Source organism: Caenibius tardaugens NBRC 16725, from assembly GCF_003860345.1.
In the GTDB taxonomy this organism is placed as follows: Bacteria; Pseudomonadota; Alphaproteobacteria; order Sphingomonadales; family Sphingomonadaceae; genus Caenibius; species Caenibius tardaugens.
Genome location: NZ_CP034179.1, coordinates 3651288 through 3675283 on the forward strand (window position 1 = coordinate 3651288; position 23996 = coordinate 3675283).

General features: G+C 62.5%; 17 protein-coding genes. 14 read left to right on the forward strand and 3 right to left on the reverse strand.

Translation table 11 applies throughout. The features are described from left to right. Positions 1-2 precede the first annotated feature (2 nt). From EGO55_RS17205 to EGO55_RS17215, 3 genes are all read left to right on the forward strand, one after another. The gene (locus EGO55_RS17205; RefSeq protein WP_021690816.1) at positions 3-8414 is read left to right on the forward strand and encodes a GH36-type glycosyl hydrolase domain-containing protein; all 8412 of its coding nucleotides are present in this window, start codon (positions 3-5) and stop codon (positions 8412-8414) included. Positions 8415-8525: 111 nt separating this feature from the next. Further along, the gene (locus tag EGO55_RS17210; protein ID WP_013846854.1) at positions 8526-8762 is read left to right on the forward strand and encodes a hypothetical protein; all 237 of its coding nucleotides are present in this window, start codon (positions 8526-8528) and stop codon (positions 8760-8762) included. A gap of 54 nt (positions 8763-8816) precedes the next feature. Then, the gene (locus EGO55_RS17215) at positions 8817-9143 is read left to right on the forward strand and encodes a TraR/DksA family transcriptional regulator (RefSeq protein ID WP_013846853.1); all 327 of its coding nucleotides are present in this window, start codon (positions 8817-8819) and stop codon (positions 9141-9143) included. A 72-nt stretch (positions 9144-9215) separates the two neighbouring features. Here EGO55_RS17215 and EGO55_RS17220 read toward each other — a convergent pair whose 3' ends face one another. Both EGO55_RS17220 and EGO55_RS17225 read right to left on the reverse strand, forming a co-directional pair. Then, positions 9216-10676: a bifunctional aminoglycoside phosphotransferase/ATP-binding protein gene (locus tag EGO55_RS17220; RefSeq protein ID WP_021243108.1), complete on the reverse strand. Its 1461-nt coding sequence runs from the start codon at positions 10674-10676 to the stop codon at positions 9216-9218. A gap of 100 nt (positions 10677-10776) precedes the next feature. After that, positions 10777-11271: an Hsp20/alpha crystallin family protein gene (locus EGO55_RS17225; protein ID WP_021243107.1), complete on the reverse strand. Its 495-nt coding sequence runs from the start codon at positions 11269-11271 to the stop codon at positions 10777-10779. Positions 11272-11814: 543 nt separating this feature from the next. Between EGO55_RS17225 and EGO55_RS17230 the strand changes: the two genes are divergently transcribed. From EGO55_RS17230 to EGO55_RS17250, 5 genes are all read left to right on the forward strand, one after another. Further along, entirely contained in the window at positions 11815-13638 is a 1824-nt protein-coding gene (locus EGO55_RS17230) for a PAS domain-containing sensor histidine kinase (protein ID WP_021243106.1), read from the forward strand. Continuing rightward, a complete protein-coding gene (locus tag EGO55_RS17235; RefSeq protein ID WP_021243105.1) occupies positions 13628-14242 on the forward strand; it encodes a response regulator transcription factor in 615 nt (204 codons plus the stop codon). The genes EGO55_RS17230 and EGO55_RS17235 overlap by 11 nt, the downstream gene beginning before the upstream one ends. 86 nt (positions 14243-14328) lie before the next feature. After that, positions 14329-14736, forward strand: coding sequence for a response regulator transcription factor (locus tag EGO55_RS17240; RefSeq protein ID WP_021243104.1), 408 nt, complete (start codon positions 14329-14331; stop codon positions 14734-14736). Positions 14737-14783: 47 nt separating this feature from the next. Beyond that, the gene (locus EGO55_RS17245) at positions 14784-15194 is read left to right on the forward strand and encodes a group II truncated hemoglobin (RefSeq protein WP_013846847.1); all 411 of its coding nucleotides are present in this window, start codon (positions 14784-14786) and stop codon (positions 15192-15194) included. Positions 15195-15225: 31 nt separating this feature from the next. Then, a complete protein-coding gene (locus EGO55_RS17250) occupies positions 15226-16077 on the forward strand; it encodes a zinc-binding alcohol dehydrogenase family protein (protein WP_021243103.1) in 852 nt (283 codons plus the stop codon). On the opposite strand, the gene EGO55_RS17255 is transcribed toward EGO55_RS17250, so the two are convergent. Then, a protein-coding gene (locus EGO55_RS17255; protein ID WP_124916812.1) for an IS5 family transposase occupies positions 16078-16835 on the reverse strand; the annotation gives its coding sequence in 2 pieces (ribosomal slippage) (positions 16078-16502 and positions 16502-16835; 759 coding nt in all). Positions 16836-16986: 151 nt separating this feature from the next. On the opposite strand from EGO55_RS17255, the gene EGO55_RS17260 reads away from it, so the two are divergent. The 6 genes from EGO55_RS17260 (at position 16987) to EGO55_RS21770 (ending at position 23883) form a co-directional block, all read left to right on the forward strand. Further along, positions 16987-18243 carry an IS701 family transposase gene (locus tag EGO55_RS17260; protein ID WP_021690814.1) on the forward strand — a complete coding sequence of 419 codons (1257 nt, stop codon included), beginning with the start codon at positions 16987-16989 and terminating at the stop codon, positions 18241-18243. Between the two features lie 378 nt (positions 18244-18621). Further along, positions 18622-19455, forward strand: a complete 834-nt coding sequence (locus EGO55_RS17270; RefSeq protein ID WP_013846845.1) for a universal stress protein — start codon at positions 18622-18624, stop codon at positions 19453-19455. 36 nt (positions 19456-19491) lie between these two features. Next, positions 19492-20529: a zinc-dependent alcohol dehydrogenase family protein gene (locus EGO55_RS17275; protein WP_021246214.1), complete on the forward strand. Its 1038-nt coding sequence runs from the start codon at positions 19492-19494 to the stop codon at positions 20527-20529. Beyond that, positions 20526-22097, forward strand: a complete 1572-nt coding sequence (locus EGO55_RS17280) for a thymidine phosphorylase family protein (protein WP_021246215.1) — start codon at positions 20526-20528, stop codon at positions 22095-22097. Before EGO55_RS17275 ends, EGO55_RS17280 begins: the two co-directional genes overlap by 4 nt. Beyond that, positions 22094-23011 carry a ribose-phosphate diphosphokinase gene (locus tag EGO55_RS17285; RefSeq protein WP_021246216.1) on the forward strand — a complete coding sequence of 306 codons (918 nt, stop codon included), beginning with the start codon at positions 22094-22096 and terminating at the stop codon, positions 23009-23011. The genes EGO55_RS17280 and EGO55_RS17285 overlap by 4 nt, the downstream gene beginning before the upstream one ends. Before the next feature lie 557 nt (positions 23012-23568). Beyond that, positions 23569-23883 carry a universal stress protein gene (locus tag EGO55_RS21770; RefSeq protein ID WP_374411714.1) on the forward strand — a complete coding sequence of 105 codons (315 nt, stop codon included), beginning with the start codon at positions 23569-23571 and terminating at the stop codon, positions 23881-23883. The last annotated feature ends 113 nt before the right edge of the window (positions 23884-23996 follow it).

Sequence of the window (23996 nt, forward strand, 5' to 3'; positions counted from 1 at the left end):
TGATGGCCGATTATGAGGAGCGCGATCCGCTCGCCGGGGCGGCGGAGGAGGTCGCCGACCGTCATCACCTGACAGGACTGCTCGGCAAGTCGGTGCCGCTGCCCGCATGGGCGCATCTCGAGGAGATGAAGACGTGGCTGAGGCAGGCCCGACAGGCGGCCGCCAAGGCCGACAAGCGCGCAGGCGCCGCGGCTGAATGGCTGCTCGACAACGATTATCAGATACAACGCGCCATCCTGCAGATCCGCGAGGATCTTCCCGAAGAGTTCTACGCGAAACTTCCGGCGATCTCCGGGGACGGGCTCGGTCGCCCTCGCGTGCATCAGCTTGCCCATGCCTTGCTGCAGGCTTCTCACCTGCAGGTCTCGCTGAATGGCGCGGTGCTGTTCGTAGAACAATATCAAAAGACGATGCCGCTCAGCATCGCCGAGACCTGGGCCTTCCCGACCATGCTGCGCATAGTCTGCCTGGAATTGCTCATCGGAGGTTTCAGCCACCTCTTCCCGGAGGTCGAGCCGCCCTTTGAGATCGTCGAGACGCCCGACACGGCGATGGTTGGTTTTGACGATACGGAATGCGTCGCGCGCGCAATCGCGAACCTTGGCGTGATCGCGACGATTCAATGGAACGACTTCTTCGATCGAACGAGCCAGGTCGAAGCCATCCTCCGGCGCGACCCGGCAGGCGTCTATCCACATATGGACTTCGATACGCGCGATCGATATCGCCATGCGGTCGAGCAGCTTGCCGACCAGTCGGGACTCCCGGAATGGGATGTCGCCGAGCGTGCCTTGCGCCAGTGCCATAGCAGCGACGAAGCGCCATCGGGCCATGTAGGCTTCTGGCTCATCGATATCGGACGGCCTGCCTTTGCCGACGCGATCGATCCTCGTCCATGGACGCCGGGCTCGATATTGCGACGCGCGCTGCGTTATCCAGGCCTGCTTTATGCAGCCGCCTTGCTGCTCGCGGGCCTTGCGGGCTTTGCTCTACCCGCAGCCTATCTGGTTTCCACCGGCGCCACCGCCGGATCCTGGCTTCTAGGGATCGCGCTCACCCTGCTACCCGCATCGATCCTGAGCATCACCTTCGTCAATTGGCTCGTGACCCACATCGTTCGGCCGAACGTACTCCCCAAGCTCGATTTCAAGGAAGGCATCCCCGAAAGTTCGGCGACGGCAGTCGTGATGCCTGTCTTGGTCGCGCGATTGTCGGACATCGCGCCGCTGCTTCGGCGCCTGGAGGCGCACCGCCTTTCCAATCCCGACGCCGCGCTCGAATTCGTGCTGCTCAGCGACTTCGCCGATGCATCACAGGAAAGTGTCTCGGTCGATGCCGATATCGTTCGCGCGCTGACCAGCGGGATCGAGGAACTCAACGCGCGCTTTGCCAATGCCAAGGGACGTGGGCCGTTCCATTTGCTGCATCGGCCACGACGGTTCAACGCGGCCCAGGGCTGCTGGATGGGCTGGGAGCGAAAGCGCGGAAAGCTTGAGCAGTTCAACGCCTTCATCCTGAACGGAGATGCGTCCCCCTTCAATGTGACCGTCGGCAGCATCGAACGGTTGCGGCGATGCCGTTTCGTGATGACGGCCGATGCCGATACCAGGTTGTCGGCCGGCATCGTCCGGCGACTGGTGGGGACGCTATCTCATCCCCTTAACCGCGCCCACTTCAACGCTGCGACCGGCGCGGTCGAACGAGGATATACGGTTCTTCAGCCGCGCGTTGAGCTGGCGCCGGAAGCGACCGGCCAATCCTTGTTTTCGCGCCTCTACGGGGGCGACACGACCATCGATATCTATTCGCGCGCCGTATCCGACGTCTATCAGGACCTGCTCGGCACAGGCGTCTACGTGGGCAAGGGCCTCTATGATGTGGCGGCCTTTCATCGGAGCCTCGAAGGGCGCGTTCCCGAGAATACACTTCTCAGCCATGACCTGTTCGAAGGACTGCACGGGCGAGCGGCGCTGGTCAGCGATGCGATCGTTTATGAGAGCTTCCCGACCAGCTATCTCGACTTCACCTGGCGCTGGCACAGATGGGTCCGTGGGGACTGGCAGATCCTGCCATGGCTCTTTCCCTTCGTGCCCGGCGGCGATGGCCGATGGCTGCGCAACCGGCTCGGCTGGTTCGATCGGCTGAAGATATTCGACAATTTGCGGCGCAGCATAATTCCAGCGAGTATTGTGGCGCTGCTGGTGGGTGGATGGTTTCTTCTCCATGGGCAGCCCTGGGTCTGGACCTTGCTTGCCGTCATCGCGCCCGGTGCATATCTCTTTACGGACCTCGTGACCGGCCTCGCGCAGGGCCGCCGCCGCGGCGTCATGCAGAACCTGCTGCGACGTCTGGCGGATCACGCGGGTCGCTGGTTTCTCGCTATCGTCTTTCTCGTCAGTGACGCGATGATAGCGCTGCATGCCATTGCCATCACCCTATGGCGTCTCCATTCGGGCCAAAGAAAGCTCGAATGGACGTCGGCCGCCCACATGGCGACGCGCAACGCGGCGCGACATCCGCGACTGGCGGCATGGCGTGACATGGCCGCCTCTCCGGTGTTCGCGCTGATCATCGGCGCGGGTCTGTTCCTTGCCGCGCCCGCTTCCCTGCCTGTCGCGGCTCCCCTGCTGCTGCTCTGGTTCATTGCGCCTGAGATCGCGATCCGGATCAGCCGTCCGATTGAGCCGGCAAAGGACACGCTGTCCGAAAACGATCGAAAGTTCCTGAGACTGATGGCGCGGCGCACCTGGCTCTTTTTCGAGACCTTTGTGCGCCCCGAGGACAACTGGCTGCCACCCGATAACTATCAGGAGCCGCCCGACGAGGAAATCGCGCACCGAACCTCGCCGACCAACATCGGAATGATGATGGTATCGGTCCTCACTGCCTGGCGCCTCGGACATATCGGCCTCAACGAGGTTGCGACACGGCTTCACAACACGCTCGATACGTTGGATCGCCTGGACCGCTACCGCGGGCATATTCTCAACTGGTACGAGACGAGAACGCTCGCGGCCCTGGAGCCCCGATATGTTTCGACCGTCGACAGCGGAAATCTCGCGGTCAGTCTGATCACCGTCGCGCGAGCCCTTCAGGAAGCCAGAAGCTTGCCACCGGTCGCCACGGATTTGTGGCGAGGGTTTGACGACAATATCGAGTTGCTCGCCGAAGCGATTGCGACGATCGACCTCGAAGCGGCCTCCGCCGCCGGCTCGATCCTTGAGGCTATGCGGGAAACCGCCCGCAGGATTGAGGAAGGGAGGCAAGACTGGGCCGAGAGGATCGACGATCTCCTGTCGACCGATCTTCCTCGCCTGCGCGAGCAGATTACCCTGATGGCCGAAAGCGTCGGCGAGGATGAAATCGCCTCCCTGCGGAATGTCCAAGCCTGGCTGGAGCGGCTCGAACATCATCTGTCCGGCATGCGGCGAGACCTTCGGCTGTTCTCGCCCTGGTGGGAGACGCTCGCGCCGCATCCGGCAGAGTGTTCGAACGTCGCGGCAAAAGTCGCCGACCTGTTGGCGAACGACCGGCTGCCGTCCACGCACGCGGGCGCCGCGGCAGCAATTGGCGTCCTCAATGCGGCGAGAGACCAGCTACCGGCGGAAAGCCGGCAATGGGCGCACGATCTCCAGGCGGTGATCGAGGAAGGCCAGGCGGCCCGGCAAGCGCTTCATGACCGCCTCGATGACCTCTCCAGTCGCGCTAACGCCGCCGCGCACGCCATGGACTTCTCGTTCCTGTTCGATGCCGGCAGCCGGCTCTTTCATATCGGCTACAATGTGAGCGCCGATCGAATAGATCCGCACCACTACGATCTGCTCGCCAGCGAAGCACGCCTCGCCAGCTTTTTCGCCATCGCGAAGGGCGACATAGAGCCTCTGCACTGGTTCCATCTCGGGCGGCCCATCACCAAGCAGCACGCAGGCCTGGCGTTGATATCGTGGAACGGCTCGATGTTCGAATATCTGATGCCGAACATCTTCCTGCAGAGCGATCCCCAAACCCTGCTCGGAATGAGTGACCGGACCGCGATTGCTATCCAGATCGCATTCGGGCGGTCACATGATATGCCTTGGGGTATTTCGGAGTCGTCCTTCGCATCGATGGGCGAGGACCGCGTCTACCGATATCACGCATTCGGCGTCCCTGCGCTCGGCCTCCAGCGAGGTCTGGGGCGCGATCTGGTTATCAGCCCCTATGCGACGGCGCTGGCGCTGACGATCCGGCCCGCGCTGGCGACGCGCAACCTTCAAACTCTGGCGGATCTTGGCCTCATCGGCCGATACGGATTTTTCGAAGCGGTCGACTTCACGCCCGAGCGGGCGCCTGACGGTGAACGCTTTGCCGTCGTGCGCTCCTACATGGCTCATCATCATGGCATGAGCCTTGCCGCGCTCGGAAACGCGTTGTGCGATGACATGCTCGTGCGCTGGTTCCACACCGATCCTCATATCCGCACCGTCGACCTGCTCCTTAACGAAAGGATTCCATGGGAGCTGCCGCCCGAGATCGCGCGGCTTGAGGTTCGTGAGCCACAGCCGGAACCCGACGAACTGATTCCGGGCCTTTACGGCTGGGCACCCACTCGGCGCCGTGGGGAGCACGCGTGGCAGATTCTCGGCAATGGCCGGCTTTCGAGCCGCATTCGGACAGACGGTGCAGGTGGGCTGAGCTGGAACCAGCATGCCCTGACCCGTGGGGACGCAGGTTTCTGGATCTATCTGCACGACCGGGATGCAGATGTTACCTGGTCGGCAACGGGCGGCCCCTTTTCTCGACCCGAAGACGCGCCGGAGGTGATCTTCCAAGCGCATCAGGTGGAGTTCCACCAGCGCGCCCACGGCTTGTCGGTCACGACAACGATCAATGTCGCCAATGCCGACGACCTGGAGATCCGGCGTGTCGCTCTTGTCAATGATAGCGATAAGCCCCGGACCATCGAAGTCACGGGCTACGCGCAGATCGTTCTGGCTCCGGCCCAGGACGCGGCGCGCCACCCTGCCTTCAGCAAGCTGTTCGTGGGGGCGGAAGCCTTGCCTGGCAATGACGGCCTGCTTTTCACGCGGCGGCCGCGCAGTTCGGCGGAACGTCCGCCCGTCCTGCTGACCCGTGTGATCGGGGATGAAGATGGCGTTACCCTGCTCGGTCTCGAAGCCGATCGCAGCGCTTTCATCGGACGATATGGGTGCCCCAGGCGGCCCGCATTGTTGACCGGGGAACTGCCTGGTGGCCCGCTCGGCTGGACGCTTGATCCGATCTGCGCGATCAGGATGACGGTGGAACTGCCTCCGCGCGCGCGACGTGAATTCGCCTTCGTCACCATTGCGGCTGGATCCCGGCAATCGGCCCTCGAACTTGCCGAGCGCTTTACCACCCTGCCGTCACTCGACTGGGCTGTGAGCGATACGGCAAGTGCGGCGGCGCGCGAGATGCACAAGCTGGGCCTGCAGCCGCACATCGTGCCGCAGGCGCAGGCGTTGCTGTCCACTCTTCTCACCAGAGCGGCAGAGCCGGGATCGGCCGGCGCGCGCACATTTCGGCGCGGGGACCTTTGGGCGCTCGGGATATCGGGCGACCATCCTATTTTGATGCTGCGTTCCGGAACCGCGGAGCAGCAGGACCTGCTTCGACAGCTTCTCTCCTTCCACAAGCTCATGCGGCAGCGTGGTATGCCGATCGACCTGGTGGTGACGCATGAAGGAACGTCGGGCTATATCGAGCCCGTCCGCGAGCGTCTTCTGGAAGTGCTGAAGGATGCCGGGCTACAGGATCGCCTTGGCACCCATGCCGGGATACACCTCGTCGGCATCGGTCCATCCGATGGCGAGCGGGCGGCGCTTCTCGATCAGGTTGCCCGCCTCATCCTTGACGAAGCCGGCGGCAGCCTAGTCGACCAGCTTGCGCGATACGACCAGCCGCCGCATCCGGGCCCTCTGTTCGCGCCGGTCGGGGCGAACTCCGGTACAATCATGACGGCGCCCGTACCGCGCCCGGCTGATCTGCAATTCGATAATGGGTGGGGAGGCTTCGATCCGGATACGGGCGACTATACTATCTATCTGGAACCCGGTGCGCCGACCCCTGCGCCCTGGGCCAACGTCCTCGCCAACGACGGCTTCGGGACGATCGTGACCGAGGGCGGTCTGGGCTTCACCTGGGCGATAAACAGTGGTGAAAACCGTCTCACGCCGTGGTTCAACGACCCTGTCGAAGATCCTCAAGGCGAACGCCTTTATCTGCGCGATGAGGAAAACGCACGGCTCTGGACGCCGACGCCGCTTCCGGCCGGTGGAGACACGGCATGCCGCATCGATCACGGCCCCGACCGTACGTCCTGGCACCGGCATAGCGAAGGCCTTGAACAGGAGCTCTCCGTCATCGTGCCGACGCACGACACCGTGAAGCTTGTCCGGCTTCGCTTGCGTAATCAGTTGCCGCGTCCGCGCCGGATCACGGCTACCTACTATGCCGAATGGCTGATGGGCGCTGTGCAAGGAGAACAGGCGCCCCTGCGCCGCTCATTCTATGATCCGATCTCGCACGCGATTCTCGGCCAAAATCCCTGGACCGACGAATTTGCCGACCGCATCTCCTTTCTTGCTTCGACACTTCCGGTCCACACGCTCACCACCTCACGCTACGATTTTCACGGCGATGACGCCGACCCCACCAGTCCCCTCGGACTTCTGAACTGGGATCTTGGTCACCGGCAGCATGCTGCCGGTGACGACTGCTGCGCCGCCCTGCAGGTCCATCTTGATATCCCGGCTGAAGGAACCGCAGAAGTTTGCTTTGTGCTGGGGCAGGGCGACGACCTGGATCACGCGCGTGACCTTGTCCGTCGCTGGCAGGACCCATCGGCCTTCGAGACCGCGGCGCGGGAGTGTGCCGGTTTCTGGAAGGACAGGCTGGACGCGGTGCAGGTCAAGACGCCCGATCCCGCCTTTGACCTGATGGTCAACCGGTGGTTGCCGCACCAGTCGCTCAGCGCCCGCATCCGCGCCCGCGCGGGCTTTTATCAGGCGAGCGGCGCTTTCGGTTTTCGCGACCAGCTGCAGGATGTTCTGGCACAGATCCATGTCGATCCGAATGCAACACGGCAGCATATCCTTGCCGCGGCTGCCCATCAGTTCGAGGAAGGCGACGTGCTGCATTGGTGGCATCCGCCATTGGATCGCGGCGTCCGCACGCGCTGCTCGGACGATCTGGTCTGGCTACCGTACGCCGTTGCTCATTATGTTGAGGCGACCGGAGACAAAACCATCCTGAGCGAGCTGGTTCCTTTTCTGCGGGCGCCCCCGCTCACGGCCGAAGAAACCGATCGCTATGCGCGTTTCGAGGTGAGTGACTACACGCAATCCCTGTTCGTTCATTGCGAGCGCGCGCTTTCCCACGCCTACCGCCTCGGGTCTCATGGCCTCCCGCTGATTGGTGCAGGGGACTGGAATGACGGCATGGATCGCGTGGGCAACCGGGGGCATGGCGAAAGCATATGGCTCGCCTGGTTTCTCATCGCGACCATCCGAAATTTCACGCGTCATTGTGTGGATGCGGACCGGAACGAGTTCCGCGACCATTGGAACGGCCGCGCAGAGACGCTCGCGGCCGCGGTGGAACGGTCGGGGTGGGATGGCGAATGGTATTTGCGCGCATTCGACGACGACGGCCGCCCATGGGGCGCGTCGGAAGAACAGGAATGCCGCATCGATTCCATCGCGCAGTCGTGGTCCGTATTGTCGGGTGCCGGCAAGGTCGAGCGTACCCGATCGGCGCTCGCTTCGGCCAGACGATATCTGGTTCGGGATGACGACAGTCTCGTGCGTCTGCTGGATCCGCCCTTTGACCGCACGCCGCGTGAGCCGGGTTATATCAAGGCCTATCCGCCGGGAATTCGCGAGAATGGAGGCCAGTATACTCACGCGGCAAGCTGGCTCGCGCTCGCGCTCGCGCGCACGGGGGATGGTGACGGGGCCAAGGCGCTCTTCGACCGGATCAATCCTATTCAGCATGCCGCGACGGCTCGCAGCGCCGCCCATTATCGAACCGAGCCTTATGTCGTGGCGGCTGACATTGCCGGCATGGAGCCCTACCTCGGCCGAGGTGGCTGGACCTGGTACACGGGTGCCGCAGCCTGGACATGGCGGTTGGCGGTAGAGGAGATTCTTGGCGTTCGGCTCGTGGGCGGCGAACTTCAGGTGCGCCCCGTCTTGCCCAGGGACTGGGAGAGCGTCGAATTGACCCTGCGGCGAGGCCGTGGATCTATTCATGTAACGATCGAGACGGATGATACTCTGGAGAGCGAAGAACCGGTAATCGAGGTTGAAGGGACGCTCTGGGACGCACGCGGAATCCCGTTCCCCGAGAACGATCATACGCGGATAGTCGTCGTGCGGGTTGCGCAGCGAGCCTGAAGAGCAATCCAGGACTGGGGCCAACGTGTATCCGGTGCTTTACGTAGCGCCCAGTGCTTCAGGCTCGGCTACAGGAACACTTCTCAACACCTTGTTGCCGGGGAGCGACCGATGAGCACCATTGAAGAACTTAAGGCTGATCTTGCCAAGCTCCGGGACGAAGCCAAGGTCCAGGTGCATCTGGGCGCGATGGAAGCTCGCGAGGAGTGGGACGAGCTCGAAACCAAATGGCACCATTTCGTTGCAGAAGCTCGCCTTCAGGAGAGCGGCGGTAACATCAAGGCCGCGCTCCAGGTGCTCGCTGATGAACTTCGTTCGGCTTACCTGCGTCTGAAGAAGGCGCTATAAATCTGCACCGAACCCCAAGCCGATTTCGGTACCTACTGTTCTGAAGGAATCTCCGTGACTGACACAGCCGCCATAGAAGAGCGCCTGACAGAGCGACTGTCGGAACTTCGCGCTCGGCTGACGCGAGTGAATGCGGATCTGGCTGAGCCCCTTAATGCGGACTCATCGGAACAGGCCGTCGAAGTCGAAGATGATGCGGGTCTGGAAGCCGAGGCAAGCTTGATCGTGCGGGAGGCCGCTTCGATCGATCGTGCCCTGGAGCGAATTGCGAAGGGCACCTATGGCGAATGCGTTCGTTGTGGGTCGCAGATTGCACCGGCTCGGCTGGATGCACGGCCGGAGGCAGCATTGTGCATCGATTGCGCACGCGCCGAACAATGATCGGCATCGCGACCTCACCGGATGGAGAATCCCTTCGGCTGGGGCGACATGCGCGGCTTGCATCATTCCCCGTCACAAATGGCGGACATCCAGGACGTCCATGACCTGCGTTGCGACCGTCTTGCGGTCATCCGCCGCGTTGACGCGGTGCCAGTTGATGTGACCCAGATCGTAGCGGGTCTGCATCGCGACAACAGCTGCGTTGGCATCCGAAGCGTCATGTGTCCGGCTGGATACCCTCGCGGTCAGCATATCCGGCGACGCGTTGAGCCATATGCCATCGAAGCGCGCATCTCGTCGCAGTGCGACCTCCTGGATCGCCGTGCGCTCTTCAGGCTTCGCATGGACAGCGTCGGCCACCACCGAATGCCCGGCGTAAAGCATGTGTCCCGCCAGCCGTCTCAGCTCTGTGTAAATCGCTGCGTTCGCGGACAGGGTATATGCGTCTTTGGGAAGCGGCGATTCTGGCGGCACGCCGGCAAGTCGCTTCCGCAGCACATCGGATCTCAGAATACGCGCGCCTGGAACCTCGCCGAGGGAATGGCCGATCAGTTTCGCTATTGTGGACTTGCCGGACCCGGAGAGCCCGCCAATGGCGACGAGCCGCGCGGGCACCGGTTCGAGCACTGCGCGCGCCAGCGTCAGATAGGCGCTGGCCTTTTGGGTCAGAGCTTCGTCTGAACCATCGCTCGCCTGTGCGGCCGATGTATGGGCGCGAATCCCGGCTCGGATCGAAAGAAACAATGGCACAAGAGCCACGCCGGCCTCGTCTTGAGGGGAAATGTCCAGATAGCGATTGAACAGGGCATTCGCTTCGCAATGAAGGCCGCGGCCCCATAAATCCATGAGTAGGAACGCAAGGTCGTAAAGGACATCGCCGGTCGCAAGTTCGGGACTGAATTCCAGGCAGTCGAACAGGACGGGGCTCCCGTCGATCACGGCAATGTTACCCAGATGCAGATCGCCATGGCCATGTCTCACGCGCCCGCTTCGCGCACGTGAATCGAGCAGATCGGAGTGCTGGGCCAGCAGGGCGACTTGCCTGTCGATCAGGTCTCTCACGAGCCGAGCGGGAAGAATGTCGGGGAATCGAGCCATGCTTCGATCATTCCCGGCAATGACGGCTTCCAAACGGCTGCGCCCCGATCCGGACAGGCAAGTCTCGGCGCCATCATGAAATGCCTTGATCCGGTCTGCGAGCTGCGTGATCAGCACATCGGTCAGGCCACCTTGGGTTGCCACATGATCGAGCAAGGCGTCATCGGGAAAGCGGCGCATCTCCAGAAGCCAATCGACAGGTTCTCCCTCGCCATCGAGGTTCAGGCAGCCCGCCGAATTCTTGGATACCGGGCGAACCGCCAGGTAGAGTTCCGGCGCGGTCCTGCGATTAAGCCGTAGCTCCGCTTCCAGGGCGGCGCGGCGTCTATCGGCGGTTGAAAAATCCAGATAGTCGAACTGGACGGCACGCTTGAGCTTCCATGCACGATCGCCGACGAGGAACACACGCGCCGCATGCGTGTCGATCCGACGCATGGTCTCTCCAGAGCCGAAGGCTCGTCCCTCGAGAAGGGTTATGACGTCGGCTTGCGGGTCTGCGTGGTGCCGAGGTCCCGTCGAAGCCTCCGGCAAACTGCTATGCCTGCCCGATTTCGATCTTCCGACTCCGCGCTGGCGCATTTTCATCCTTGGTCAGTGTGACGGTGAGGACACCATCCTTGAATGCAGCGGTGATCCCGTTCGGGTCAACGTCGCTGGGCAAGGATACCTGGCGCCGGAAGGAGCCATATCGCCGTTCGCTGAATACATAGCCCTTGTCCTTGCGTTCGGTCTCCTCCTTCTTTTCGCCGGCTATCGTCAGGAGACCGTCAGCGACGCTGATATCGATATCATCATCGGACAGGCCAGGGAGCTCGGCGGTGAGGCGATAGGCCTTGTCCTCATCGACAAGTTCAACAGCCGGAACTGGCGCGATTGAAGATCGATTGCCGACACCGAACAGACTGGCGGCGGGGCGGCCAAAATCTTCGAAGAGGCGGTCAATCTCCGTGCGAAGCCAATCAACCGGATGATCGAGAATTGGGCTGATCGGATTGGCCTTGGACGTGGTCGCTGGAACCTGATCATTCATGGCGGACCTCCTGCGAAATGAATGCTCGAGGTCCGGATTGGGCGGGGGGGGGGGATGGCCGATGAATCAGGCCAACAGCGATCCGGCCCTCGAGCGAGGAGGAGGCTATGCGGTTGCCTGGGTGGGCTCTATCCGGAAAGTTACTGAGGGGCGTTTGGGGCGCTCACCATCTCACAATGGACCCGCGGGTCCATTGGTTCAGGTAGCAGCGCGCAAGTTGCACGGATGATGACAATCCGAAGAGCCCGGCCTAAAGAACGCCGACGGTTTGAAGCTCGTGGATGCGACGGTCTGGACATGTTTCCAGCGCTGAACTCCAAAGCAAGTAACATCATCGTTGAGATGGTTGCCAATTTTAATGGATCGCACGAGGCGCTGTTGATAGGCTTGAGACAGAAAGGGGTATCAGCGCTTGCTGCTTCCTTCTGACGACGAAGAGGCAGAGTCATCATTAAAACCGCTCCGCGATCCGGGAAATTCCTCCATTCATGGCAAGCGGGTGCCATTGCGCCACTGGTTGACCGTTCGATCCATGCCCGGCTTTTGACCGCGTCCCTCGCGGGACTGGCTATCGCCGTCATCGCGGTGGTCACACGATGGCAGCTTGGCCGGCAGATCGACGAGAGCGTTCATTATTTCGTCTCTCTCGGCGTGGCCGGTATGGTGCTCGTGGCGCTCAGGCCGGATATCGTGGTGTTGGCGGGCGTCACGCTCGTTACCCTTACGACGCTCGCAATCGTTGACGGTTGGCCGACCGTGGCAGAACAGTGGGTTGCCCTGTTCCTGTTTCTCGCCGCCATGGCTCTGCTTTGGCGGAATCACCATCGTACTCTCTCACGCGCTCGCGATCTCGCGGACGGGACGAGGATGCTGGCCGCAGAACTGAACCTGCTCATCGATGGGGCGGAAGATTATGCGATCTATATGCTCGATGCTGAAGGGCGGGTCACGATCTGGAACGGGGGCGCCGAGCGTCTGAAAGGCTGGACAGAGGTCGAGATGGCCGGCCAGCTTACAGATCGGTTTTATCCGGCCGATGTCGTCGCCAGCGGCAAGCCGACGTCCTTGCTTGCCGAAGCACAACACCGTGGCAAGATCGAGATCGACGAGTGGCAGATTCGTAAGGATGGCAGTGAGTTTCTGGCTCACATTTCCATCACCGCGTTGAAAAAACCCGACGGATCGTTGGGCGGTTTCGCGACAGTTGTCCACGACATCACCGACCAGCGAGCAACGCTGAGCTCTCTTCGCAACAGTGAAGCGCATCTTCGTTCGATTTTGTCGACGGTCCCCGATGCAATGATCGTCATCGATGAAGGCGGCACGATGGTGTCGTTCAGCACGGCGGCCGAGCGTTTGTTCGGTTACACTCAGGAGGAAGTCCTGGGTTCCAATGTCAGCATGTTGATGCCCTCGCCTTATCGCGAACGCCATGACGGTTTTCTCGAGCGCTATCTGCGTACAGGAGAGCGGCGCATCATCGGGATCGGACGCGTGGTTTTTGCACTGCGAAAGGATGGGACGACCTTCCCGATGGAGTTGTCGGTTGGAGAAGCGGCCGGCGAGAGCCAGCGGCTGTTCACCGGCTTCATTCGCGATCTGACGGATCGCCAAAGGACACAGGAGCGGCTAGAGCAGCTTCAATCCGAACTGATCCACGTCGCGCGCGTCAGCGCGATGGGGACGATGGCGTCGACGCTCGCCCATGAGCTGAATCAGCCGATCACCGCCGTAGCCAACTATCTCGAAGCGGTCCGGGACCTGCTCGACCAGCCAGATCCCGATGATCTGCCCGACATCCGGGAGGCGCTGACAGACGCCGCGGGGGAAGCGATGCGCGCGGGTCATATCGTGCGCCGTTTGCGTGATTTCGTTGCCAGGGGGGAGGTCGAGAAGACTGTCGAGAACTTGCCTAACCTTATCAACGAAGCGGCTGCCTTCGGCCTGATGGGCGCGGGCGAGAAATCGATCGAAACCCGCATGGACATCGATCACGAAGCTGCGACGGTCCTCGTCGATAAGGTCCAGATCCAGCAGGTCCTCGTGAACTTGATCCGCAATGCGGTCGAGGCCATGAATGCGCGCGCCAGGCCTGTGCTCACCATCCGCACCGGTCCCGACCAGGCGGGTTTTGTGCGTGTCACGGTGTCCGATACCGGCACGGGAATGGCCCCCGAGGTCGCTGCCCAACTCTTCAAGGCCTTTGTCAGCACCAAGTCGGACGGCATGGGGTTGGGTCTTTCGATTTGTCGAACGATTGTCGAAGCCAATGGCGGGCGCATCTGGATGGAGCCTGCGGAAGGGGGCGGCACGCAATTCCATTTCACACTGGTCAGGGCAGATAGGGAGCAATCTTATGGAGGATAAGCGGATCGTCCACATCGTCGACGATGAAGATGCAATCCGTCGATCTGCCGGTTTCATGCTCAAGAAATCAGGTTTCTCGGTCGAAACCTGGTCCTCCGGTGTTGAATTTCTGAAAGACGTGAGGAACGCGGCCGAGGGCTGCATTCTCCTCGATGTGCGTATGCCTCAGATGGATGGGCTCGAAGTCCAAAAGGAATTGAACGAACGCGGTATCGCGATGCCCGTCATCATCCTGACTGGGCATGGCGATGTGTCGATCGCTGTAAGCGCGATGAAGGCCGGCGCAGTCGACTTCATCGAGAAACCGTTCGAGAAGGCGGTGTTGCTCGCGGCTATTGAAAGTGCCTTCGAACGGCTTGCCGACGTTGAAGGCAGGGCAACCCGCGCCGCCGACGCAACGATCCGCGTCGCCGCTCTGTCCGGGCGCGAACAGGATGTGCTCAAGGGGCTTGCGCGAGGACTGCCAAACAAGACGATCGCTTATGATCTTGGGATTTCGCCGCGCACCGTAGAGGTGCATCGCGCCAACCTCATGACCAAGCTGGGCGTTCGCAGCCTGTCGGAGGCGCTCCGTATCGCGTTTTCCGCGGGGATCACGGGCTGAGGATCGGGACACTTACGTAGCGACCCGGGGATCGTTTCCTGACATCGTCCGAGGGACCAGCAATGCCGCTGGGCCGATGGTGTGAGATGTCAGGCGAGAATATTGCGGCCCCGTTGCGGGAACGCCCGCGTCTTCTTCTGGTCGAGGATGACGCCGGTGTTCGCCGTTCACTGCAGCTTCTCTTTCGTGCGCAGGGTTTTGACGTCCGGGCCTATGCGGCTGGTGCGGCGCTTCTGGACGATCCGTTATCGGGGGATGCCTGCTGCTTCGTTGCTGATTTTCGATTGGAGCAGAGCGATGGCATCGAGGTGCTTTGCCGCCTGCGCGAACGTGGCTGGCCGGGTCCAGCCATACTCATCACCGCGTTCCCATCGGCCGAACTGACCGAGCGTGCCTTGGCGCAGGGGTTCGCCCATGTTCTGGAAAAGCCCCTGCGGGAACATGCGCTGACTGGCGCGCTTGCCAGGCTGACGGGCGTGGGAAAGCGCATTTGAAACGACGCTCGACCAAAAGGGAGTGCGCAGCATAACAGGAGAAACGTGTGACAGCAGCGGAACAGAAACAGCAGGCGCCCTATGATCTGGTTGGAGGGGCCGTCGTCGTCCGGAATATCGTAGACCGCTTCTATGATCTGATGGATCAGGAGGACGCCTATCGGGAGTTGCGTGCGCTACACGCCCCGGAGTTGGGGCCGATGCGCGTTTCGCTTGCCGGTTTTCTCAACGCATGGCTGGGCGGACCGCGAGATTGGTTTGATGATCACCCTGGCGTTTGCATGATGTCGGCCCATGCGCGCCTGCCGATCACTGGTGAGACAGCGGATCAGTGGTGTGACGCGATGCGCCGCGCCATCGCTGATTCGACGGTAGATCCTGCCCTGGGCGTCAAGATGGCCGAAGCCTTGTCGAACATGGCGCAGGGCATGGCGGCGCGTGCCGCGTCGGCAGCGTGACCCCGCGGCGCGAACAGGCGAAGAAATCACTATGACCGAGATGTTCGCGATGCAGCTCGAAGCGGTCGGCACGCCGCTGCGGCTCGTCGCGCGACAGGTTCCAACGCCTGGTCGAGGCGAGCTTCTCATCGAGGTCGCTGCTTGCGGCGTCTGCCGAACCGATCTGCATATCGTCGATGGGGAGATCGAATCCCGCCTCCCCATCGTTCCCGGGCACGAAATTGTCGGCATCGTTGTTGCGGCGGGGGAAGGGGTCGCCGATGTCGCGATCGGTGATCGCGTCGGCGTTCCCTGGCTCGGACATAGCTGCGGCCATTGCGACTATTGCCGAACAGGTCATGAAAATCTGTGCGATAGTCCCGCATTCACGGGATGCACCCGGGATGGCGGTTATGCGACCCATACGGTTGCGGACGCTCGCTTCTGCTTCAGGATACCCGACGCCTTTTCCAATGAAGAAGCCGCGCCCTTGCTGTGCGCCGGGCTGATCGGCTGGCGGTCCCTGCGCGCTGCGGGGGAGGGAACGCGGATCGGTCTCTACGGATTTGGCGCCGCCGCGCATATCATCGCCCAGATTGCGCTGTGGCAGGGCCGGGCGGTTTATGCCTTTACCAGGGCGGGAGACGACGAGGGACAGGCTTTTGCGCGATCACTCGGCTGCGCCTGGGCCGGATCATCGGAGGATGACCCGCCCGTGGAACTCGATGCGGCGATCCTCTTTGCCCCCGTCGGTGATCTTGTTCCGCGCGCGCTGCGTGCAATCCACAAGGGAGGCAGGGTGATCTGCGCAGGGATCCACATGAGCGACATTCCGTCGTTCCCCTATGCTGACCTCTGGGGTGAGCGAACCATTGCATCGGTGGCTAGGCTCAGGACTCGTTGATCAGAGCCAGAAGAGCACTGTTGCCGCGAGCGCGAGAGCGGAGAAGAAGACGGTCGGGCAGCGGTCGTATCGCGTTGCCACGCGTCGCCAGTCCTTGAGGCGACCAAACATGATCTCGATGCGGTTACGGCGTTTGTATCGGCGCTTGTCGTATTTGACGGGCAAGGATCGAGATTTCCGGCCGGGAATGCAGGGTTTGATGCCTTTTTGCTCGAGTGCGTCCCGGAACCATTCGGCGTCATAGCCCCGGTCGGCAAGCATCCATTGCGCCTTGGGCAGATCGTCGAGCAAGGCTGCCGCGCCGGTATAATCGCTGATCTGTCCAGCGGTGATGAAGAAGCTCAAGGGGCGGCCATGGGCATCGGTGATGGCGTGAAGCTTGGTATTCATGCCGCCCTTCGTGCGTCCGATCAGGCGGCCGCGATCCCCTTTTTTACCCGCAGGCTCGAAGCCGTGCGGTGTGCCTTCAGATAGGTCGCATCGATCATGACGGTCGTTGGCTCTGCGCGTTCGGCAGCGAGGCCTTCCATCATGCGCCCGAAGACACCCATCTCGCCCCAGCGCTTCCAACGGTTGTAGAGCGTCTTGTGCGGCCCGTATTCCCTGGGAGCATCCCGCCAACGCAGGCCGTTCCGATTGACGAAGATGATCCCGCTCAGGACCCGCCTGTCATCCACACGAGGTTTGCCGTGGCTCTTGGGAAAATACGGCGAAAGTCGCGCCATCTGCTCGTCGGTCAGCCAGTACAGGTCACTCACGCTCAGTCTCCTTGCGGAGCCTGAATCACAGACCACTCAGCCAATCAATGGGTCCTGAGCCTAACACTACTTTGGCAGAAATGTGATTTTCGGGATTCCCAAAGGGCAGAATCCCTGATTCATGGGGAGCCAGCTTTTATGGGGGCTGGCGATGAACGGGGATTGGCGGAGCGAACTGGACGCATGGCTTGCGCCGTTTGTCGTGGCTTTGCGGAACAAGACGCGCGGTCGGATGTGCCCTGCCTACATAGCAGGTCTGATTGGACCTGGTGACCGCAAGAGCGTGCAGCCGATGGCGGCGCGGGATGGCGATGTCAGCTACGACAAGCTGCACCACTTCATCGGCAGCGGCGTCTGGGATGAAGCACCACTGGAGATGGCGCTGCTTGCCGAAGCCGACCGGCAGGTGGGTGCCAATGACGCCTGGCTGATCATCGACGACACGGCCTTGCCTAAGAAGGGACGGCATTCGGTTGGCGTGGCGCCGCAATATGCTTCGGCCCTCGGCAAAAACGCCAACTGCCAGACGCTGGTGTCGCTGACTCTGGCTTCGGGCGAGGTGCCAGTCATGGTGGGCTTGCGCCTGTTCCTGCCGGAAAGTTGGACGAGCGATATGGCTCGCCTGGAACGTGCCGGAGTTCCCGAGGACTTCCGGCACTACCGGACCAAGCCGGAGATTGCGCTGGCCGAGATCGACAGGGTTCACGCAGCCGGCGTCCGCTTCGGCTGCGTGCTTGCCGACGCAGGATACGGCCTTTCCGCGCCGTTCCGGCAGGGCCTGAGCAAGCGTGGCCTCACCTGGGCAGTTGGCATACCCTTCAAGCAGAAGGTCTACCCCGCCGACGTCGCGATGGTCTTTCCGGTCGCTGGCCGGGGCCGCCCTCGCAAGAACGCGATACCCAACATCACGTCCGTATCGGCGCAGGCGATGTTGGAGACTGTGCCATGGCGCAAGGTCAGCTGGCGGCGTGGAACCAAAGGTCAACTCTCGGCCCGTTTCGCCGCGGTCCGCGTCAAGGTTGCTGACGGTCCGCCGCAGCGCATTCATGACATGGGCGCCCAGCACCTGCCGGGCGAGGAAGTGTGGCTCATTGGCGAGCATCGCTCAACCGGCGAGCGCAAATACTACCTCACCAACCTCCCAGTCGATACTCCGATCAAGCAGCTTGCCGGCGCCATCAAGGCCCGCTGGATCTGCGAACAGGCGCATCAGCAACTCAAGGAAGAACTCGGGCTCGATCACTTCGAGGGCCGATCATGGAAGGGCCTGCACCGGCACGCGCTGATGTCCATGATCGCCTTCGCCTTCCTCCAGTCACTACGCCTCAAGCAAGCCAAAGGGGGGAAAAAGAATCGCCGGGCCGCCACCGAAGCCGAGCTTGCCGGCGATCCGGCAAGCCATCATTGACCGCCTCTCCAAGCCGCCCGATCGGCCATGTCCGCACTGCGGACGTAGTCCTTTGGAAACTCCTCGGCAAAATCTGCCAAAGTAGTGCTAATCTGACCCGCGAAGACGGCACAAGCTTTTTCGAGATCGCGCAGAAAGCCAACGTCAAATCCGTGACGACGGTCTTTCCGCTGGCTCAAGCCAATGTCGCGCTTGAGCGGTTGCGCAGTGGCGCCGTTGTTGGAGCGGCCGTCCTGGTGCCATCGAACTACGCGAAGGCTTGCGTATGCACTCGCCGCGAAGCGCCCTCTTCACGGCCCCAGGGGCGAGTGCGCGTCACGCGGTGCCTCTGTAAAGTTACGGAGTGCGGTCATCAATGGCCGGGGCCATGATGCGATCATGAGCAGCATTTCACAGATCAAACATGTGCTCGTCGTCGTGGACGGTGCAGAGCATTCCCTGACCGCCGTTGATCAGGCGCTTGCCTATGCCGGTATGCATGAAGCGGCGCTTACGATCGTCGTCGTGACCGAAAATCTCGCATTCGCCGCGGCGGCCGATGCCATGGCTTTCGCGCAGGCCATCACGGTATCCGAGGACCAGCGCGACGAACATCTGGCGGCCGTTCGCGAACGAACCAGGAATACCGCGATCGAAGTAGAGGTTCACTCGGTGTTCGAGGCCAGCGGGCTGATACCCGGTCTCGTGAAGGCTGAAGGCCAGTACGCGGATATCGCGCTGATTCCGGGTGTCGGGCGCTGGCAAAGGGATGGCTTGAGGCGCCGTATCTCCGAGGCGCTTCTGTTTACGGGCGTGCCGACGGTCATTTTGCCGGCCTCCTGGAATCCTGGTCCCATCGATCACGCCGTATTGGGCTGGAACGCATCACTTGAATCGTTCCGCGCCGCGAGGGCGCTTCTCAATCTGGCCGAACCCGATGCCCGTATCGACGTTGCGATTGTCGATGATCCGGGTGTCGAATCCGGGGAGCACCGGGGCGGTGTCCAGATCGCCCGCCTTTTCGCGCGACATGGCCATAGCGGCGGCGTTTGTCCGATCAGCTCATCCGGTAAGGATACGTCGGCTGTCCTTCAGAATTACGCAGTGGAGCAGAAAGCCGATGTGCTCGTGATCGGTGGCTATGGGCGTTCGCGCGCACTCGAGTTCGTGCTTGGCGGCGTGACGCGGGAACTGATCGATCATCAGCGCCTGCCGATCGTTTTCGTACACTGACTGGCGAACCCGTCTAACGGTTGAACGGAGGAGATCATGAAAGCTCTCGTTTATCATGGCCCCGGCGAGAAGAGTCTCGAGGATCGCCCGAGGCCGGCCTTGCAGGCACCCGGCGATGCGATCGTGCGGATCACGAAGACCACCATTTGCGGCACCGACCTGCACATCCTGAAGGGGGATGTGCCGACGTGCGAGCCGGGCAGGATCCTCGGACATGAGGGTGTCGGGATCGTGGAGGAGGTCGGAACCGCGGTTGGAGCCTTCAAGCCCGGAGATCATGTCCTGATCTCCTGCATCACCTCTTGTGCCCGGTGTGAATATTGCCGGCGCGGCATGTATTCGCATTGCGTCGAGGGCGGCTGGATATTGGGCAACAGGATCGATGGCACGCAAGCCGAATTCGTGCGCATCCCCCATGCCGACAACAGCCTTCACGCGATCCCGCCGGGGGCCGATGAGGATGCCCTCGTCATGCTGAGCGACATTCTTCCGACGGGCTATGAGTGCGGCGTCCTGAACGGGAAGGTTGCACCGGGCAGCAGCGTCGCGATCGTCGGCGCTGGACCGATCGGCCTGGCGACCCTGCTGACTGCGCAATTTTATGCACCGGCCCGGATCATCATGATCGATCTCGACGACAATCGCCTCGCCGTCGCGCGCAAGTTCGGCGCGACGGACACGTTCAACAGCGGACGTGATCCGGTCGTGAGCCTGGTTCGAGAGCTCACCGACGGCAAGGGGGTCGATACGGCTATCGAAGCAGTCGGGATCCCTGCGACATTCGCGTTATGCGAAGAACTGGTCGCGCCCGGCGGGGTAATTGCCAATGTCGGTGTCCACGGCGCCAAGGTCGACCTCCATCTGGAGGAACTCTGGTCGCGCAACATCACCATCACCACCCGGCTCGTCGACACCGTCAGCACGCCGATGCTCCTGAAGACGGTCGAGGCCAAGCGCCTGCGGCCCGAACAGCTCGTCACCCATCGTTTCGCGTTGTCGGACATGTTGGAGGCGTATGAGACGTTCGCGCGCGCAGCCGATACTCATGCCTTGAAGGTGGTGATCGACACGTGATCGGGGTTTCCAGCGATATTCCGGGCGATGCGCAGCAATTCCATCCGAATATAGGGAGTTCCGAACCGGCGGAACCATCGTTCGCGCGCGCGCGCCGGCTGCGCCTTCACACGCATCATGAGCTGGTCGCGATCATGCGGACCGACAGCCCGGTGTGCCATGCCGAGGGCCTTGCCGCGCACACCCAGGTCTATATCCGCAACGGCAGCCAGCCGATCGCGGCCACGCTCTATCAGGTGGAGGGCGACTTCCTGGCCGGCGACGAGATCGGTCTGTCCGAAGCGGCCTGGGTCGCGCTTGGCGTGGAGGAGGGAACCGTTGTCCAGGTCGGTCATGCGCCGCCCCTCGAATCGATCGCCTGCGTCCGCCAGCGCATCTACGGACACAGGCTGAACGGGGCCGCGCTGACCAGCATCGTCGGTGACGTGGTGGCGGGCCGCTATGCCGATGTGCACCTCGCCGCCTTCCTCACGGCTACCGCCACGCTTCCCTTCGACGAGGACGAGACCTACCATCTCACCAGGGCGATGGTCGAGGCCGGCGACCGTTTGCGCTGGCCGAGCGAGATCGTCGTCGACAAGCATTGCGTTGGCGGTCTGCCGGGCAACCGCACGAGCCCGATCGTCGTCGCCATCGCTGCCGCCTGCGGTCTGACCATGCCCAAGACGTCGTCGCGGGCGATCACGTCCCCGGCGGGAACGGCCGATACCATGGAGACGCTCACCCGGGTCGATCTCGACCTTGGCGCCATGCAGCGCGTGGTGGCGGTCGAGGGCGGCTGCCTCGCCTGGGGCGGCGCGGTCTGCCTCAGTCCCGCCGATGACATCTTCATCGGCGTGGAACGCGCGCTCGACATCGATACGGAGGGGCAGCTCATCGCCTCCGTTCTGTCGAAGAAGATAGCGGCGGGCGCGACCCATGTGGTGCTCGACATTCCGATCGGGCCGACCGCCAAGGTGCGCAGCGTCGCGGCGGCCGAACGGCTGGAAGCCACGCTTGGCGCCGTCGCCGCCCGTTTTGGCCTTGTTATCCGCTGTGTCCAGACCGATGGCACCCAGCCCGTCGGCCGGGCGATCGGGCCCGCCCTGGAGGCGCGCGACGTGCTGGCGGTGCTGACAGGCGATGCCGATGCTCCGCCGGACCTTCGGGACCGCGCCTGCACGCTCGCCGGCGTGGTGCTCGAACTCGGGAAGGTCGCGGAAGAAGGCCAGGGACGCGCGCGCGCCGAACGCACATTGGCCGACGGCAGCGCCTGGGACAGGTTCCAAAGGATATGCCAGGCCCAGGGCGGCATGCGCACCCCGCCCACGGCCAGGCTCACCCATCCGATCCTGGCGGCGCATAGCGGCCGCGTCACCCATATCGACAATCGCCGGATAGCGCGCCTTGCGAAGCTGGCGGGCGCGCCCGACTCGCCGGCCGCGGGCATGCTTCTTCATGTTCGCCTGGGCGACGACGTTATCGCTGGCCAGCCTTTGCTGACCCTCCACGCCCAGTCGCAGGGTGAAATGGCTTATGCGCTGACCTACGCCGCCGCCAATGCCGACATGCTTGCGATCGTGCCATGACGGCGATGCTGTTTTCCATGCCCGGGAACGAACGGCTGACCGCATCCATCGCGGAACATACCGGGTGGGCGACAGGCACGCTCGAGGTTCGCCGGTTTCCCGATCAGGAGAGCTATGTCCGGCTCCGCTCCGGGGTGTCGGGATCAGCCGTGGCCGTCATATGCACGCTCGCGCGGCCCGACGACCAGATCATGCGGCTGCTCTTTGCTGCAAGGCTGCTGCGCGAGAGCGGGGCGCGGTCGGTCCATCTCGTGGCGCCTTATCTTGCCTATATGCGACAGGATCGGCGGTTCAAGGATGGCGAAGCGCTGACGTCCCGCCAGTTCGCCCAGCTCCTTTCATCCGAGTTCGATGGGCTCGTGACCGTCGATCCGCATCTCCACCGCTACGCGGATCTGGGGGAGATCTATTCGATGGAGACGGCTTCGCTCGCGGCATCTCCGCTTCTGGCGGACTGGGTCCGGGCCAATGTCGATGCACCGCTCATCATAGGACCCGACAGCGAGAGCGAGCAGTGGGCGGGCGCAATCGCCAGGCTTATCGGAGCGCCCCATGCGGTCTTCGCGAAATCGCGGCGCGGTGATCGGGACGTCCTTATCGCGGCCTCGGACCTGGGGGCATGGAAAGGCCGCACGCCGATCCTCGTCGATGACGTGATCTCGTCGGGACACACCCTTGCCAACGCCGCGCGCGAGATCATCGACCAGGGCTTCCCTCCGCCGATCTGCCTGGCTGTTCACGGCCTCTTCGCGGCTGGTGCCGAGGCTTTGCTCAGGGAAGTCGGCTGCCGCATGGTTACGACCGAAAGTATCTCGCATGCCAGTAACGCGATCACTCTTGGCGCACTGCTTGGCGATGCGCTGGCCCGGCAGATGGAAGGGGGCGCCGGTCGGCTACGTATAACACCCGAATGAATCCCATCACGGCGCTGGGTAGCAGGAATAGCTCAAAGCTGGAGGGACATATGGCTATCAAGGACATTCTCGCCGTCGTCGATACCGGAGACAAGGACGAGCGGTTTTTGCGCGATGCGCTTGCCTTTGCCGAGTTCCACGACGCCAGCCTTGCCATCGTCGTGCTGTCGGCTCTCCCCGCGAGCGACTATGCCCTGACGGTTGCACTGCCTTATGTACTTCTTCCCGATTATACTGAAGCGGTGGAGGCGAAGCAGCAGCGGATCGCGATGCTCGCCCGCTCCACGAACGTAGAGGTGAGGACGATTTCGGACCAGCCGGCGGTGATCTTCGCCAAGACCGCGGTCTATGCCCGTTATGCCGACCTCGTCCTGTTCGGTCCTTCGGACAATTACGACCATCCGCCAATTCGACGTGATACGCTTGAGCGTTGCCTGTTCGCATCTGGGCGTCCCGTTCTGATCCTGCCCACCGGCTATAAACCGGCCGCCATCGATCACTTGGCGATCGGCTGGAATGCGACCCGCGAGGCGACGCACGCGCTGCGCGACGCGACCATGTTCGCGGCGCCTGGGGCAAGGATCGATATACTCATCCTCGATGCGAAGCCGACGGCCCAGGGCCACGGTTCCGAACCGGGAGCCGATGTCGCCCACCATCTCGCCCGGCATGGCTTTACGTCGACCGTAGTTCCCATCCAGGGCGGTGACGTGTCGGATGCGGAGGCGCTGGTCGAAGCGGCTCACCGGCGTGGCGCCGGGATGCTCGCGCTTGGCGCTTATGGCCACTCTCGCCTGCGCGAGATGATCCTGGGCGGCGTCACGCGCGACCTGCTCACTGGCGCGCCGCTGCCGCTGCTGTTTGCGCATTGAAGCCCATTCAATCGGCGGTACGCAAGCGCGGAACCGCGGGCCGGGAATGAAACCGGTCCGCACGGTCTTCGCTCCGCATGCTCAACACGAGATGGTTTAATGTAGTACGAAAG